Source organism: Mesorhizobium sangaii (genome assembly GCF_014207355.1).
Lineage (GTDB): Bacteria > Pseudomonadota > Alphaproteobacteria > Rhizobiales > Rhizobiaceae > Mesorhizobium > Mesorhizobium sangaii.
Map to the genome: position 1 here is coordinate 518,035 of NZ_JACHEF010000004.1, position 16,058 is coordinate 534,092.

7 protein-coding genes and 7 pseudogenes are annotated in these 16,058 nt (G+C 60.6%); 5 read left to right on the plus strand and 9 right to left on the minus strand.

The features are described from left to right. Positions 1-33: 33 nt before the first annotated feature. Positions 34-174: pseudogene (locus HNQ71_RS34980) on the minus strand (IS5/IS1182 family transposase); the annotation flags it as partial. A 193-nt stretch (positions 175-367) separates the two neighbouring features. On the opposite strand from HNQ71_RS34980, the gene HNQ71_RS22670 reads away from it, so the two are divergent. Further along, positions 368-1,549, plus strand: coding sequence for a chemotaxis protein CheB (locus HNQ71_RS22670; RefSeq protein ID WP_184874828.1), 1,182 nt, complete (start codon positions 368-370; stop codon positions 1,547-1,549). On the opposite strand, the gene HNQ71_RS22675 is transcribed toward HNQ71_RS22670, so the two are convergent. Then, a complete protein-coding gene (locus HNQ71_RS22675) occupies positions 1,539-1,880 on the minus strand; it encodes a response regulator (protein WP_246461814.1) in 342 nt (113 codons plus the stop codon). The genes HNQ71_RS22670 and HNQ71_RS22675 overlap by 11 nt on opposite strands. After that, positions 1,864-5,517 carry a chemotaxis protein CheB gene (locus HNQ71_RS22680; RefSeq protein ID WP_184874830.1) on the minus strand — a complete coding sequence of 1,218 codons (3,654 nt, stop codon included), beginning with the start codon at positions 5,515-5,517 and terminating at the stop codon, positions 1,864-1,866. Before HNQ71_RS22680 ends, HNQ71_RS22675 begins: the two co-directional genes overlap by 17 nt. 254 nt (positions 5,518-5,771) lie before the next feature. Between HNQ71_RS22680 and HNQ71_RS34985 the strand changes: the two are divergent. Together HNQ71_RS34985 and HNQ71_RS22685 are read left to right on the plus strand one after the other, a co-directional pair. Next, a pseudogene (locus HNQ71_RS34985) lies at positions 5,772-5,876 on the plus strand (recombinase family protein); the annotation flags it as partial. A 227-nt stretch (positions 5,877-6,103) separates the two neighbouring features. Further along, positions 6,104-6,643 (plus strand): annotated as a pseudogene (locus tag HNQ71_RS22685) (DUF2062 domain-containing protein); the annotation flags it as partial. 147 nt (positions 6,644-6,790) lie between these two features. Here HNQ71_RS22685 and HNQ71_RS22690 read toward each other — a convergent pair. The 6 genes and pseudogenes from HNQ71_RS22690 to HNQ71_RS22710 form a co-directional block, all read right to left on the minus strand. Continuing rightward, a pseudogene (locus tag HNQ71_RS22690) lies at positions 6,791-7,426 on the minus strand (methylase); the annotation flags it as partial. 173 nt (positions 7,427-7,599) lie between these two features. Continuing rightward, positions 7,600-7,865: pseudogene (locus tag HNQ71_RS22695) on the minus strand (DUF6117 family protein). Beyond that, positions 7,862-8,053 (minus strand): hypothetical protein, encoded by a 192-nt coding sequence (locus tag HNQ71_RS34990; RefSeq protein ID WP_246461816.1) that lies wholly within the window; start codon positions 8,051-8,053, stop codon positions 7,862-7,864. The pseudogene HNQ71_RS22695 and the gene HNQ71_RS34990 overlap by 4 nt, the downstream one beginning before the upstream one ends. Before the next feature lie 337 nt (positions 8,054-8,390). Next, positions 8,391-8,866: pseudogene (locus HNQ71_RS22700) on the minus strand (hypothetical protein). A gap of 93 nt (positions 8,867-8,959) precedes the next feature. Continuing rightward, positions 8,960-10,535 (minus strand): annotated as a pseudogene (locus HNQ71_RS22705) (DNA-binding protein); the annotation flags it as partial. Positions 10,536-10,889: 354 nt separating this feature from the next. Beyond that, positions 10,890-11,249 (minus strand): carbohydrate porin, encoded by a 360-nt coding sequence (locus tag HNQ71_RS22710; protein ID WP_184874833.1) that lies wholly within the window; start codon positions 11,247-11,249, stop codon positions 10,890-10,892. A gap of 13 nt (positions 11,250-11,262) precedes the next feature. Here HNQ71_RS22710 and HNQ71_RS22715 point away from each other — a divergent pair, with 13 nt between their 5' ends. Further along, positions 11,263-12,894 (plus strand): hypothetical protein, encoded by a 1,632-nt coding sequence (locus HNQ71_RS22715; protein WP_184874834.1) that lies wholly within the window; start codon positions 11,263-11,265, stop codon positions 12,892-12,894. A 1,127-nt stretch (positions 12,895-14,021) separates the two neighbouring features. Beyond that, on the plus strand, positions 14,022-15,773 hold the full coding sequence (locus HNQ71_RS22720; RefSeq protein WP_184874835.1) for an adenylate/guanylate cyclase domain-containing protein: 1,752 nt from the start codon (positions 14,022-14,024) through the stop codon (positions 15,771-15,773). Positions 15,774-16,058: the final 285 nt, after the last annotated feature.

Genomic DNA, 16,058 nt, shown 5'->3' on the forward strand with positions numbered 1-16,058 from the left:
GTTAGTCGAAACGATCCTTACGTCAGCGAGGGGTCAGGGCTCATCGATCCAGAAGATGAAGCCTGCAGCAGCGAAAGCGATCGCCGACAGGAAAGTGCGAGCACATCGGTCGTACTTCGTGTGGATGCGGCGCCAGTCTTTGGGGCGTGCGAACATGTTCTCGATCCTATTTTTGAAATTGGCGATTTTACTCTGCGAACAGACGGGCGTTGTCCGCCTAAACCGCAAATGGCTCGGTGCATTGCGGGGCTCACTAGCAAGGACGCGGTTCTTGAATTTCGGGCATCTTGCACTGGATGGCTGATCCAAGCCCTATGTAATCCCAACTTACCTGGTGCCGACGCTTTTTACCGAAAGCGGAGATTGCTTGATCGGCAAAATTAATGCCGTTGCAACTGTCCGGGTACGAGAGGCGAACGCCCAAGCGATTCGCTCGTGCCGCGTGGATAGTTTGGCTATTGCGAACTTTTTGGCGGTCTCGCGCGTTCCTGTTGAACTGCAATCCAGCGAGGCTCGCATGGCACGCTCCGCAATCGTAGTGATCGGCGCCTCGGCAGGGGGTGTTAGTGCTCTGCAGGGTCTGGTTGGCGGTCTGCCGGCGGCCTTTTCAGCTCCAGTTGTCATCGTGTTGCACATTGGCGCCCACAAAAGCTCGCTCCCAGCCCTTCTGACAGCAGCTGGTCCGATTCCTGCAACGTACGCAGAAGACGGCGAAACGATCGGGCCTGGACGTATCTATGTGGCCCCCCCGGATCGTCATCTAACCGTCGTCGAGGGCAGGGTTCACCTATCGCGTGGGCCCAAGGAAAATTGCGCCCGGCCGGCCATCGATCCATTGTTCCGAAGCGCCGCCGAAAATTACGGTTCCAATGTCATAGGGGTGATCCTGACGGGCAATCTGAATGACGGGACGCTCGGCCTTGAGGAGATAAAGCAGCACGGCGGACTCACTGTGGTCCAGGATCCAGAGGACGCGGCCCACCCTGATATGCCCAAGAGCGCCGCCGGGCATGTCAGTCTGGACTATTGCCTACCGCTCGCGGACATCCCGAATCTACTGATTAAGCTGGTCAATGGAACAGATGGAAAGGCAGTGGTCATGCCAATCACCCCTTCGCAACCGCGCGCGGCGGAAAAGCTCGCAATTTCCGGCGGCAGAACTTTTGAACGGCCTTTGACGGTCACTTGTCCGGATTGCGGCGGTGCCCTGAAAAGACGTGAGGTCGGGTCGATCGTAAAATTCGATTGCCATGTCGGGCATACCTACACAGCTGAGGTGATGGCCTCGGCTCAGTTCGAGGAACTGGAAAAGGTGATGCGCGCCGCGGTCAGGTTCCTCAACGAGCGTGCGGAGTTCTGCCTCCAGATGGCCGAGCATAGCCAGTCGGGTGAAGCGAACATCGCTTCAGATTGGCATGCAGCCAGCAAGCAGGCGTTGGATCGAGCTTACAAACTCCGCGATCTGGTCGAGCAGGATTGGATCACACCGGAAGCTGGCCGGATTACCTCGGCCCATATTGGCCTTGATCTGGCGGCGGTTAGGGAATGATCGGCGGCGTCGCTGCGATCAAATGTTCAAGTTCGCGAGGCTGATAGGGTTTCTGAAGCGTTGGTTCATCGCGGTATCCATCCACCAACCCGGCCGAACCGTAGCCTGTGGCGAACACGAATGGAATCCCTCGCTGTCTCAGGATTTCCGCGACAGGAAAAGATTGCGTTCCCGACACGTTGATGTCGAGTATTGCGAAATCGATCTCGCTATCCCGGGCAAACTCCATGGCCTCTCGCACGCGAGTGGCGACCTCCACAACGATGTGCCCCATTTCCGTCAACAGGTACTCAAGGTCCATGGCGACCAGGGACTCATCCTCGACGATCAAGATCCGTCTGGCTTTGTGGCTCCGCACCCAATGTCCCTGCCTGTTCAGCTCGCTCCGGCATCGGCGCATCTATCGTGCACACCACACCGGACGATTCGTAGGAAACGCGCACCTTGCCCCCTAGTTCCGACGCGAGTGCACGTTCGATCAATCGCGACCCAAAGCCCTTCCGCGTCGGCGCGATAACGGGCGGGCCACCGGCTTCGGTCCAGCTGAGAAAGAGGCGGCGATCCTCACCATGGCTTTGGAGCCGCCATACGATGGAGACGTGACCTTCATCGCGCGAGAGCGCGCCATATTTCGCCGCATTGGTGGACAGCTCATGCAGTGCCATCGAGAGTGCGAGCGATGCGCCCGGCGCGAGTTGGATGGGCGGACCATCGATTTGGAAACGGTTTGTCCGGCCTGCATGTGGTTTGACTGTATCACGGATGATTTCGGTCAGATCGGCCCCCGTCCAGCTTTCCCGGGTCAGCACGTCATGCGCCTGCGCCAAGTTGATTAGACGAGCGCCAAAGGCCTGCCGCGCCTCTTCTATGGTTGAAGCATGACCAAGGGTTTGGCTCGCTATGGATTGGACCACCGCCAGCGTGTTCTTTACACGATGATTGAGTTCGCCCATGAGGATTTTGCGATGCTCATCGGCACGTCGGCGTTCTGTGACGTCTTCGATCGCTATCAGGATCAATTCATCGCGGCCTCCTTCTTGCGGCAACCTGGTCGCGGTGAGCAGCATGGATCGTCGTCCGGCTTGGCGGAAATCCTGCTCGATTTCAAAATTGTGGACTTCCTCGTCCTTCGATAGCACTTCATTCAGAAGCGCCCGCAGTGGCGGATCATTCCACTCGCCGGTTCCCAGTTCAAATATAAGACGGCCTTTAGGTTCTTCCTCGAAAACAGCGAACAGTTCGCGGAAAGCCGTGTTGGCGCTTTGCACGCGCAAACTGCCATCCAGAACCAGCAAGGGATGCTGAACCGTCCGCACTATCGTTTCGGAATAGATGCGGGCGGCGTCGATCATTTCGGCGTCACGTTTTCGATCGGTGATGTCGTTGAACGTAACCACGACGCCGGCTATGTGATTGTCCAGTGTGCGATAGGGCAGCATACGCCTCAGATACCAGCGGCCCGAATCGCCTCGTACTTCGACCTCGATCGGGGTGAGCTTTTTGAGCACCGTCTCGGCATCCGACAAGAGATTTTCGTCGGAAAACTTCCGGGCGAAATGTCCGATCGGACGGCCAATATCTGATGACACCAGGTCAAACTGCCCTTTGGTAGCGGGAGAAAACCATTTGATCCGGAAATTGGTATCGAGAAACAGCGTTGCAGTATCGGACCCGGCCAGCAAATTGTTCAAATCGTTGGTGGCGCGCTCAAGTTCGGCGACCTTGTGCTGAAGCTGGGCGTTGACGGTGTTCAGTTCTTCATTGAACGACTGCAGCTCCTCTTTCGAAGTCTCCAGTTCCTCGTTGGTAGACTGAAGCTCCTCGTTCACCGAGGTAGCTTCTTCGTTCGAAGCTTTCAGCTCCTCATTGGTCGTTTCCATGTGTTCAATGGTGGTCCGCAATTCGGCGCGGGCCGCCTTCAACTCCTCTTGGAGGGCCTGTTCGCCCGAAGATACATCCCCCGCATTCTCGCGCGTAGCGGTCTCGGTGGTCTCTTGTCGCTGCGCGACAGGCGCAAAACTTACGAGGAAAAAGCCACCAGCGCGGGAGGGCACCGGCACGACGGTCATCGAAACAGATCGACCCGGCTTAGTCTCCCGCATGCGAGCGCTGACGGTCACGCTTTTGTCTTCATTGGCCGCATCGCGGATTGCCACGCGAAGTTTCGAGCCTAGGCCATCACGGGCCATCGTCAGCAAATCACGCGTGGGCTCGCCAGGGGGTTGCTCCAAATAGTCTCGGGTCGTTCCATGGAAATAGAGGACACGGCCTTTCTGGTCGATTAGCACTGACGCCGGCGCGTAGCGTTCGAGGAGCGCGCGACGAGCCATTTCGGCCGCCGGAACGTTTTGCTCAGCATCTGGCAATATTGTCTTGTCTATCGCTTGGCGCTCCATGGGTCCATCCGACCGTGGATAGTCGATGAGGTCGTGCCGGGTCGGCCCCAAGCGGCGGAAAATACGCCATTTCTTCGATACTGTCTCGAACAGGTCTTCGTGCCGGCCGATAGTTTCCGCGTTGCCAAGAAAGAGATGGCCGCCCGGGCGCAAGGCAAAATGGCAAAGGGCGATAATCCTCTGCTGCGCCTCTGGCTCCAGGTAGATCAGGACGTTGCGGCATGACACTAGGTCGAGGCGCGAGAACGGCGGGTCGCGGAGCAGATTCTGAGGGGCGAACACAACCATGTCGCGAAGCGCTTTGCTGACTTGCCAGGTTCCGTCGAGTTTTTCGAAGAAGCGCTGCAGGCGTGCGACGGAGAAACCCGCCATGGCGGCAGCTGGGTAGATGCCATCCCGCGCCTTGCGCAGATTATCTTCTTGGGCATCGGTCGCGAAGACTTTCACTTCGAAGTGTTTTCCCGCTGCCTCAGCGAGTTCGGTCACCAGCATTGCAATGGAATAGGCTTCTTCGCCAGTGGAGCAGGCTGGTACCCAGATCCGGACCGAAGCGCCGGTCGTGCGCTCCGCGACCATCGGCGCGATCGCCTGTTCGGCGAGAGCCTTCCACGCTTCGGCGTCGCGGAAAAATGCGGTGACGCTGATCATCAGGTCCCCCGCTAGCATGCGGACTTCCTCCGGGTTGGTGCGCAGTTCGTCAATATATTCGTCCAGCGTTTCGATGTTCCGGAGGCCCAGACGGCGGTGAACGCGACGCTTGAGCGTGTTGCGTTTGTAGCTGCGGAAATCGGGGCTGCCATGAGCCCGCACTAGGTCCAGAACCTGCTCTAGCGTCACGCGCCCGCCTGGCGAAGTAGCCTCGATCTCTGCCTCCAGGGCGACGTAGCCGTGGCGGATGTACGCAAGCAGGGCCTCCGGCATCTTTTCCGGAGGAAGAACATGATCGGCCATGCCGGCTGCTATGGCGCTCCGGGGCATGCCGTCGAACTTGGCCGTCTCGGGCGCCTGCACCAAGCTCATGCCGCCCTCGGCCCTGATTTCTTTCAGACCCTCGGTGCCATTGCTTCCCGTCCCGGAGAGTACGATGGCGACGGCTCTTTGGTGCTGGTCCGCAGCGAGTGAACTAAAGAGCACGTCGACAGGATGCCCTTGCCCGCGCGGCGCTACCGGTTTTGACATGTGCAAGGCGCCGTCGCCGATCCGCAGGTCGGAATTGGGTGCAATCACGTAGACGTGGTTGGCTTCAAGCCGCATCCCGTCCACGACCTGAACAACCGGCATCGCCGTACGGGCGCTGAGAACGTTCGCCATTTCGCTTTCGCGCTTGGGGTCGAGATGCAAAACGACCACGAAGGCGCAATCACTGTCCGCCGACATGGCGTCGAAGAATTGGCCTAGCGCTTCGATACCACCGGCTGACGCGCCGATGCCAATGACCGGGATGGCCGAGGTGCGGACGGAGGCACCTTCCGTGGCCGGTTGCTTACGCTGCGTCTGGCCACGATTCTTGTCAGACGTGGCCCTGGCCCGTGATCGCTTCCGGTCGATGTCTTGGTTGGAATCTTCTGTCACGCAAGCCTCACGCACGCAAATCGCCATCGAACCGGGCCGAATGCCCCATAAATTAACGAGCGTCGGTTTGCGAAATGTTCCGGAGCATCGCATGTGCTCCACATGCCTACAAGGATCCAAGCCGAAGGTGGATGTTGCCCGTGATCCGAGGGGGACCGTCGACGTAACTCTTCTCGCGAGAGAGGGTTCCAGCGCATTTCCGCCTTCAGGCGGCGGTGAAGCGCCGCCCTCTAAAGACGGGCCCTCGCAATCTGATCAATAGGCGACATCGCTATGCTGAAGGATACGCACGGGTCTCGACCAACGATCAGAACCTCGATTTGCAACGCGATGCTATAAGCGATGCTGGATGCAACAGGACAGGGCACTCGGCGGGGCTGTAGCGGCGTTCCTCACTGCCGTGCCTTCCGGCTCGCCGTACATCTTGACCAGCATGGCGTAATCGATGTCGGTAACCATCGATGCGCCTGGCGCGCAAGAAACGTCTGAAAGCTGACACTTAGGAACAAAGGCGCGCAGTCCACAGTTGTGTCTAGAGCCGATCTGTCGGTCAACACGTTTCGCATCCGGTCTGCGGGGCACGAGAATGCTTTTTCGCCGAAGGCATCCTAATGGGCTATTTGAGCGCTTACGCACCTATCTGTGGCCCCGAAACTCTTTCTGGCGCTCGTTCCAGTACTTCTCAAAGCGAATCTTGCGACTGAACGCCACTCCGCATGCGGTGGCGGCTGGGGTTGCGTCGGGCGTCTTTGCCTCGTTCTTTCCACTTGGCTTTCATACCGTCATTGCCGCCGTCCTTTGCTGGGTGATCGCAGGAAACCTGGTGGCCGCTGCACTGGGCACAGTTGTACTCGGAAATCCGCTAACCTTACCCTTGTTGTGGGGGGCATCTTGGGCGACCGGCAAATTCATTTTGCACGGCCGAATGCCAAGTTCGGGGCCGCGTTCGCATTTAAGCGAGATGATGAATCATCTTTCCTTTTCCCAATTGTGGGAGCCGGTGTTGAAGCCATTGCTAATAGGTGCGGTAGCGCTTGGGCTGGTGTTTGGCCTCTTATTCTACGGCGTCACGCGCTGGGCGATGACTGCCTTCCGCGAAAGCAGACGCAAACGACTGGCCAGTAAGTCGAGCCAGTTCTGCTGTAGCTATCCTTTGGGCCCTCTTGCCGGGTTGGGTGGGCGGCGCGGCCTGCATTCCACAGGGCCGCGGCCGTCGCGCGGGACGATAGCCTCGTCGACAGCTCAGCCACGGACCGTATCATCCAGTTGGCCGGGGCGGCGGGAGCAGGCGTCGGCTTTGCAGCAGGGGCGAGCGCAGGTGCCAGTTGCCGCTGGCGGAGACGGCCGGAAAGAGGCAGGAGAGAAGTGCCGCGCGCGTCTCGGCAAGCTCGTTGAGGACGAGCGAGGCGCCGGCTATCTCGGCCAGGATAGCGAGCAGCCCGGTGCCGGCGGAAGGCTCCAGCACACGGTCGGCGGGCGTGATGGCGGCGGCCGTTGCCGCGACCAGGCCGAGCCGAATCGGCGTTGAGAACTGCTGGAAGGTCTGCGCCTCTTCGGATCGGCGGGTATGCGTCGGCATGAGCCCGGCGATCTTCGACAATGCGGAAAGCCGGAGAGCCGGCGACGCGGCTTTGTGGAACAACGCCTTTCCGTACTTGCGCAGGAAAAGGACCGTCGCGGCCTCGCAGGCATCGTAGGCCTGCTTCCAGTCCCAGGCGCCGGCGGCGTCGGAGGCGCCGAATGCGGCTTCCATCGCCGAGCGCAGCTTTGGCGCGTCGATGCACTCGCCGCGTTCGAGACGGAGAAGCAGCAGGCCGGCGGCGGCGAAGATAGCGCCGGCTGCACCGGTTTGGGCGAGCGGGAGCGGCGCGGCAGCGGGAACCGCCGCAGCGGGCGAGATCATGTACATGGTGTCAACCTCGGGAGAGCGGGGACAGGATCGAGCCGCGCAGCGCTCTCTCTGGACCGCACGGATTCAAACCCTTCCCGGCCCGCCTCTCCCTCTCAGGGCCCCGACGAAGCTAAAATGAAACAAGCGCCCCGCCATGAGGTGGAGCGCTTGCCGGTATCAACCGATCTCGATCATATTCCGCCGTCAGGCTCCGATTTCTGTAGGAAACCATTGGCGTCGTCGGGATCGGGCGGCAGGTAGGCGTCGTAGGGATTGCCATCGGCAAGATGACCGAACGGCGTGAACACATAGTCTGTGCCGTCCCGTCCGACCGCGCAGATCACATAACGCCGCTCGCCGGTCGCCGCGTCGGCGTATTCCATCAGCGCGAGGTTGCCGTCGCCGGCGGCACGAAGCAGCGTCTGGAAATTGCTGCGGGGTAGTCGGGGATGCTCATCGTGAGCACCTCCCACCAGATGGGTCATCGGGACCGCCCGCGTCCTCGAGGATCGCTCCGCCGCGCCCGATCGCCGATTCGGCCTTGCCGAGCCATTCCGGCGCCATTGGCCGGCGGGCCTGAGCGTCGCCGACGATGATCTTGAGCAAGCCCAGCAACAGTTCGACGTGCGCGGCCTGGCGCTGCACCGTCTAGTCGAAATGCGGCGGGACCGGAATGGCTGGGCCGAGATAGGCGGCCTCGGCTCCTTCCTAGATGCCGATGACATGGGATTCGCCGGAGGACTCATAGTCCTCCCTCCGACCGGACCAGCCATTGTCCTCGATGGCGAGCCGGCAGGCGGCCTCAGGCGCGTCGGCCGAACAGGTTGATTGCCGGAAGAGACCGGCAGATGGTAGGTGGTCTCGATGGTGAATTCGGGCATCGTGCCGCTCCTGAAAAACAATGGCCCGGCGCTCGTCTCCGAGCCCGGGCCTTGGTGTTTTGAGGGTTTGTTCTATGCGCGCGGGTGTGACGCTATGAGGCTCAAGCTGCCGCCCTACCCTCGACGACATCCGCGCCGACCTCGTCGGCGGTGACGTCTTCAAGACGCGCGTTGCAATATCCGGTCTTGGCCAACCAGAGTGCGGCCGCCTCCAGACTCTCGACCAGGTGTAGCAACTCGTCGTCGTCGCCGATCTGCTGAAGGACCCGGACCATGCCGATACCGGGCCGCTCGACGATCTTGAAGCTGAGGTCGCTGTCGACCGAGTAGGTCCGCATGACAGTCACGAGGATGACGCCGCCGGAGGAGAAGTTCCCTTCGTTGAGCGTGATCGAGGCCGGTGCGCTGTGGTCGGACGGTCGCGCGGCGGTGCCTTGCGGACCAGGCGGCCGAGACCGTTGCGACGGCCCCAGTCGGCGAGCTTGCGGGTAAAGCGCGCGGGCGGTTTGGGGGTGCCGTCCGAGTACCGGATCAGCGAGCCGAGCGGGGCGTTGTCATAGACGATGTGGGCGGACATGGATGTCTCCTGAAACGAAAATGGCCCGGCGGGGCGCCGGGCCGTGAGGTGAAGAAGAAAGGGCAGAGCGACCCGGGCCGCTCCGCAACGATGCTATTCGGCGGCGACCGCGTGTGCGGTAGTCTCATCGGCGGCCGAACTGTCCTCGTCGTCACCGGCGAGAAATTCGGGAAGGTCTGCTTCCTCGCCCTCATCCGGCTGCGCTGCCTGCGCGTCATCGCCGATGAGGCGCAGCGGTTCAGGCAGCCAGCCACTATCGGCAAGGGGCGTTCGGCCTCCTTGGCCATATCGCCCTTCTTGAGATGGTCGATGAGCTGGGCCGCCTGCTCGCCGGCACCTTCGCGCACGGCTTCGAGGATGCGGGACTTGGTGACCCGGCCGAGATAATTTTCGACCGCCGGGCGCCAGCCCGCATCCACCATGTCAAGCCCGGTGGCACGGGACAACCGATCGGCTTCACGCAGGCGCTGATCGAGCCCATGCTGGGAAACGCCGCTGCCGTAGGGATTGGGTCGTTCGAACAGGGCGTTGATCCCATAGCTGACGCAATGCGCCAGCAGCGCCTGCCGGCTGGCTTCATCGAGCACGTCGAGCCAAGTCCATAGGGTCTCGTCGTCACCCAGTGGAATGACGCTCTTCCATGGCGCTCATCGACGGCCTTGGCCGCGGGGCTGTCCTTGAGACCGACGTCCTGCGACGGCAGGTGGACATGCCGGACGAAGGCCTCGACGCAGCCGGTCGCGGAGCGATGACCGAAGGTGTCGAGGACGAGCCTATGCAATAGCGCCGTGATGGCCACATGCTGGTTCTCGGCCACGGCATTGCGCAGCGCCAACGTGCGATGCGCGGTGAGTTCGATCACCAGGCGCTCGGGCAGCGGCTTGATGGCGTCACCATCATCCTCCTCGGGCTCGGACGCCTGCGCACCGATGGTGATGGTGGCGCGGCGAACCGAAGGATCGTCGCTGCCATCCTCGCTCCCGGTTACACCGCCGGGCTCGGCGTAGTCGCCTTCAACCGCCTGCATCGCTTCGTCCTCGGGGCGCACATGGCCCCGATCGACGACGAGATCGCCATCACGATCGATGCTGATGAACACACCGGCGCGGGCGATCTCGGCCCGATCGTAGTTCATCGGCCGGCTCTCGAAGGCCCCGAGCGCGGTCTCGATCTGGAGGCGCTGATCGAGCTCGTCGGGAAGTTCGTCGGATTCGCCATACTCGGCTTCCAGCCGTTCGTACTCCGCGCGCAGGGCTTCGCGTTCCGCCCGCTCCGCGTCGGTCAGATCGACGGGGGTGCCGGCCAGTGACCGCAGACCGTGATTATGGCCATAAGGCAGATCGACATCGACGACGATCCATTTCCAGCCCTCTTCCGTGATCTGGTCGGCTGCGGACTTGAGCTTGTGGCCGACCAGGCGGTCGAGCAGCGCCGGGTCCTGCAGCCAGCCGCCATTGTCGGACTCGAACAGGTCGCGCAGTACCACGCCGCCGGCGGCGACGTAGGCCTCGACCCCGACGAACAGCGCTCGGCGATCGCTCGCGCGCACCGTGGTCTCCGTCAGCAGGCGCCGGATCTGCTGGGGCTCCTTCGACCAAGAGTTTTCGAGCGCCTCCCAGACCTGCTCCTGACGGGCGTGATCGTCAGTGGTGAAACACGGGATCATCTCGTCAACTCATGCGAGAGAGATCGCCCCGAAAGGTGGCCGAGCCCGTTAAAAGACCACAGGATATTCCAATATATTTGCCGCCTCATGGAGCAGGCAGACCTAGAACTCGCCGATCGGCGGTGTCGTTCGTTGAACCTGGGTACACTGGCTCCTATTAGCCACGCGCTCTTCGTCAATGCCGCACACATCCAGGCGCCCGCCCCGATTACGGGCGGTAGCCCTCAAACTCGTCGCAATCGCATCTGGCTACGCGATAATGAGTCTACATCCTAGTGTTTGCAGTTAGCCTGTGACGGGATCGGCTTTTGGAGTTAGGTTTTGTGGCCTGTGCGGAAACACTCCGGCGAGAGCAGTTTAAAAGTCGATGGTGCTCCTGACTCCAACAACAAAGGCGTTGGAGATGGCCTGACCGGTCGCGTCGTCCGCAGCTCCTCCGCCAGGATGGACGATGTACTGGACATCCGGCTGGATGTTCCACCGTTGTGCTGCGACGAAGTTGTAGTCGACCTCAAAGATGGTCTCGCCGCGACGTATTGGGTACACCGTGCCTGTTTCGGATGCGGTGTCTCTATCAAGTCCCGATGCCGCATGGCTGATTCCTGAGTGACTGACGCCAACGGTCAGCGTATCGTCTTTGCGGGCTGGCAATAGCCCGGTGAAGGCCAGCCCTGCGTCGAACCTGCTGTCGTCGAACGAGCGAAAAACGCTTTTCACGCTGTCAATATTCGTGGGCCAGTTTCCACTCGATGCCGCCTATTCGGTTGCCGGGATCGCTCCGCATGAACGGCAGGGGTTTGCTGCTACGATCTCGAGCTTGGTCGATAAGTCTCTGGTTGCAATCTCATCGACAAGCGGTCCTGTCTATTACCGGCTACTGGATACGACCAGGGCGTATGCCTCCGGCATTCTGGAGGAGAGCGACGAGGTTGCCGCGATTGCCTCACGCCACGCCTCCTACTTTTGCGCCTTCCTCAAATCGTTCGTAGCTGATCGGCAGGGGTTCGACGGCCGTGAAGCGGCGCAGTATGCCCCTCATCTCGGCAACATCCGCAAGGCGCTTAGCTGGAGCTTTTCGGACAACGGCAAGCCGTTGATTGCGCACGAGCTCGCCGCTCATGCAGCGCCTCTCCTGCTCGGATTGTCGCAGTTCCATGAATGTCAGCGTTGGTGCCGACAGGCTCTTGCCGGATTGACGGATAGCGAGATCGGAACACTACGTGAGCTACAGCTACTACATGCCCTCTCGCGGTCCGCTATCTATGCGACGACCGACTTCAACGAGGTCAAAGCGACTTTTGACAGGGGGCTTCAACTATCTAAAGACCTCCACGACCAACGTCGTCATTTCGACCTGCTGGCCGATTTCAACGTCTATCTGGTTCGCCATGGCGACTTCAAAGGCGCTATGGCAACCGCCAAAGAGAGTGCCGCCGTCGCGAGCAGCACGGGTGATGCCGCGCAACGGATCCTTTCTGAATGGCTGTTGGGGGCCTCATATCACGCAGCAGGCGATCAGACATCTGCCTTGAAGCACTGCCGGAGCGGCTTTCGCTTGCACGCCACGAGCGGCCCCATGCAACTGGATCTTGCTTGCGAAGCCCGCGCGCGGTTTGGCTTAACGCGGAGCTTGTGGCTGCAGGGATTCCCGGATCAGGCTCTCGAAAGCGCCCATCTCACGATTAGCCAGATGGCAAAATTCAGCCATCATGCATCGTATTGCTTCGCTCTCGTGTGGACAATTCCGGTTCTTATTTGGTGCGGGGAAATCGAGTCGGCGGTCGAACCGATCGAGACCGCGCTGGCGCACTCGGCCAAGTATTCTCTCGCTGGTTTTCATGCCATCGCCAAGGCACAGAAAGCCGAGTTGGTGCTGACCAAGCGCAACGACCGATATGCGCTGGAAATGCTAAGTGATGCCCACGCGGCGATGCTCGCGAACCAAACTTACAGCATCATAGCCTCATCAACGTCTTGCGTGCTTGCCAAGGCGTTAGCGCAGGCGGGCCGAAGCGGAGAGGCAATGTCTGTCATGGAGGCCGCGCTCGCACGTGCGGAACAGGTTGACGAGCAATGTTGGAGGCCCGAATTGCTTCGGACCCAAGGGGAGGTCGCATTGCTCGCGCCAGAGCCCAACAAGACAGAGGCAGAGCGCTTCCTAGTGCAGTCCGTGGAGCGCGCCGGGTCCCAGGGCGCACTCGCTTGGGCTCTGAAGGCAGCTATCCCGCTTGCTCATTTGTGGCGCGCAACAGGCAGGACAGCCGAGGCACAATCGCTCCTCTATGGCATTTATGAGCAATTCACCGAAGGCTTTCAAACGCAGGATCTGGTCGCGGCACGCGCGCTACTCTACCCATTGTAATCAGCATCCATGATGCGTGCGCGCACGACCTAGCCCATTCGGCAGTCGCGGCCGCTGCTGACATAAACGCGCGGTCGTGCTCGCCACAAGGGCGTTCTCCCCGGGGACTCTGTCGAAAGAGGCGATCGCCGAGATGAGGCCCCTGTTCCCCTGCGAGGAACGCACCGCACTCGACTACATTTTGAGTCCGCTGGTTGTCTCGTTCCACTCGGCGTTTCGTCAGAAATGACGAGCTTCGCGAAACTCTTGAAGGTGCAGTGGCCACCCAGTGGCGTCTGGTCTGCGTTTGCAAGGTTTGGAATTGCTGGCTGACAACCGTTTTGAACCGAGAGCGGGCCAGCAGCATCGGGCTGCGTATCTTCAAGAGCGGACATTTCATTGGCAACCCGACTAAGCGCACCCGACAAACGCTCCAGTTTCAAGTGGCCGGGCTAGTCACCGCGAGAAAGGTTTTTGCCCCCATGCTGAACGTCGGCGATAATAAAAGTGCGCTTCCTCAATAGTGGGTCGCACGATGTAGCGGTCTCCCGCTACCATCTTCAAAGTCCAAACAATTCTCCGGTCCACTCACGGCCTCGCGGAAGCCCAGCGATTGCGAGGTGTGCGGCCAAAAGCTGTGGAGTGCGGCACAAGCCGTCTCCCCCAGATCGTTCTCCGAATGTCCGGCATTCTCTGAAGCTAGGGAGTCAGCCCCAAAAATCCCCAGGTTTTGTCACCAGCAATATCAATGCCTTAGCGCCGGCTTTGCTGCGAGTAGTTTTGCAGTTCGCTCGCCTGTCAAGAAAGACCACAACTAAGTCGTCGCCCGCTGTCCGGCTTGCGCCAGCTACGGACATCGCCAAGGCACTACTCGGACGTCGCGTTTGGGCCGACAGCGGAATGGCGGCTTCTGGCGTCCGAAGAACGATAGCGGACGTTCAGCCCAGCGCCAGCATCGTCCTGACCTGACCCAAAGGAGCCCTTCGGCAGCCCGCCTCGGGCCATAAACGACGCCGTGTGAGGAATGGTCCAAGGGACGTGATGAGTTGATCGCTGTCGGCGCCGGCACTGCACGCTCGCATTGGAGGTAGGACTGGAATACGCTCACCGCCCGGAGCTTCGACCTACGGAACAGGCAGGACACAAGCATGGAGCGACGCCTCACCGCAATCCTTGCTGCCGACGTCGTCGGCTACAGCCGCCTCATGGGAGCCGACGAGGTTGGCACGCTTGCACAGCTGAAGAGGCTTCGCGCCGAAGTGATCGAGCCCAAGATCACAGAGTCGCACGGACGCATCGTCGGTTCCGCTGGCGACAGCCTTCTTGTCGAATTCGCCAGCGCAGTCCATGCGGTGCGGTGTGCGGTTGAAGCCCAGGAGCAATTAGCCGCTCACAATGCAAGTTTGCCCGAGGACAAGCGCATGACTTTCCGCATGGGCGTGAATTTGGGCGACGTTATTGCACAGGACGATACGATCTACGGTGATGGCGTGAACATCGCCGCGCGGCTCGAGAAGCTTGCAGAACCTGGCGGCGTCTGCGTCGCGAGCAACGTCTACGAGCAGGTCAAAGCCAAACTGGACTATGCCTACGCCGACCTCGGTAGCCATCAGGTCCACAACATCGTGGAGGCGGTGCGCGCCTATCGGGTCAGTCGAGCGAAACCCGCTGCGGCATCCTCCACAAGGGTTGCGCTGAGGCTTCCCGAAAAACCGTCCATCGCGGTCTTGCCATTCGACAACATGAGTGGCGACCCCGAGCAGGGCTACTTCGCTGACGGCATGGTCGAGGAGATCATCACCGCGCTGTCCCGGACGCGCTGGCTGTTCGTCATCGCGCGCAACTCGAGCTTTACCTACAAGGGCCGGGCAGTGGACATTAAGCAGGTCGGACGCGAGCTTGGTGTGCGCTATGTACTTGAAGGGAGCGTGCGCAAAGCGGCGAGCAGGGTTCGCATCACCGGGCAGCTTATCGACGCGACAACGGGAGCACATCTATGGGCCGACCGTTTCGACGGCGGGCTGGAGGACGTTTTTGACCTGCAGGAGGAAGTGGCCAGGAGCGTCGTCGGAGCGATCGCTCCGAAGCTGGAACAGGCAGAGATCGAGCGAGCCAAGCGCAAGCCGACCGAGCACCTTGACGCCTACGACTACTATCTGCGCGGGATAGCAAGCCTCCACCAGTTGACCAGGGAATCCACCGCAAACGCCCTTCAGTTGTTTTACGAAGCCATCGAACTCGACCCTGAATTCGCCTCGGCATACGGCATGGCCGCGTTCTGTGCCGTCATACGCAAGGCGAACGGCTGGATGGCCGATCGTGAGCAGGAAACCGTCGAAACAGAACGCCTGGCTCTGAAGGCAGTGGATTTGGGCAGGGATGACGCGGTTGCGCTCTCACTCGGCGGGGAAGCGCTCGCGTTTGTCGTTGGCGACTACAATAGCGGGGCAGCGTTTATTGATCGCGCGCTTGCGCTCAATCCGAACCTGGCTACCGCGTGGCTATTCAGCGGCTGGGTCAGAGCGGACCTCGGTGATACGGAAGCCGCCCTCCAGCGCTTGGCTACCGCGATACGCATGAGTCCAGTCGACCCGTTCATGTTCGATATGCTGAATGCGGTTGCAATGGCTCATCTCTTGGCTGGTCGATTTGAGGAGGCATCATCTTGGGCGGAAAGGTCGCTACGGGAAAAGCCGGATTTTTTGGCGTCGTTGCGCTTCGCCGCTGCAAGCTATGCTCTCGCTGGCCGGACCGAGGATGCGCAAAAGGTGGTGAGCCGAATTCTCGCCCTCGATCCTGGCGAACGAATTTCCAATCTCGCCGACGTCGTTTCAATCAGGCGTGCGGCCGATATGGCTCTGTTTTCAGAAGGTCTACGAAAGGCTGGGCTGCCGGAATAGCTCTGCCAGGCTGGCGTATCGATCGCGAGTTGCAACGCACCGAGATCTCAACGGACCGCACCGTGGGGGATGCCTGCGGCAAAGCACCTACTCGATCTCAATCCAAGTCGGCGATCCCTTGGCATAGGCGATAGCTGCTTCGGCTGGAGAATGGCTGATAGTCCGTTTTTGGCGCACCCGCGACCTCCAGTGAGGTCGTCACTAACGTCCGCTTTTAGGCAGTGGCACAGCTAGCTTTAATGACTGAGATGAGGCGCATTGCTGCTATTCGCAACGCGGACAATG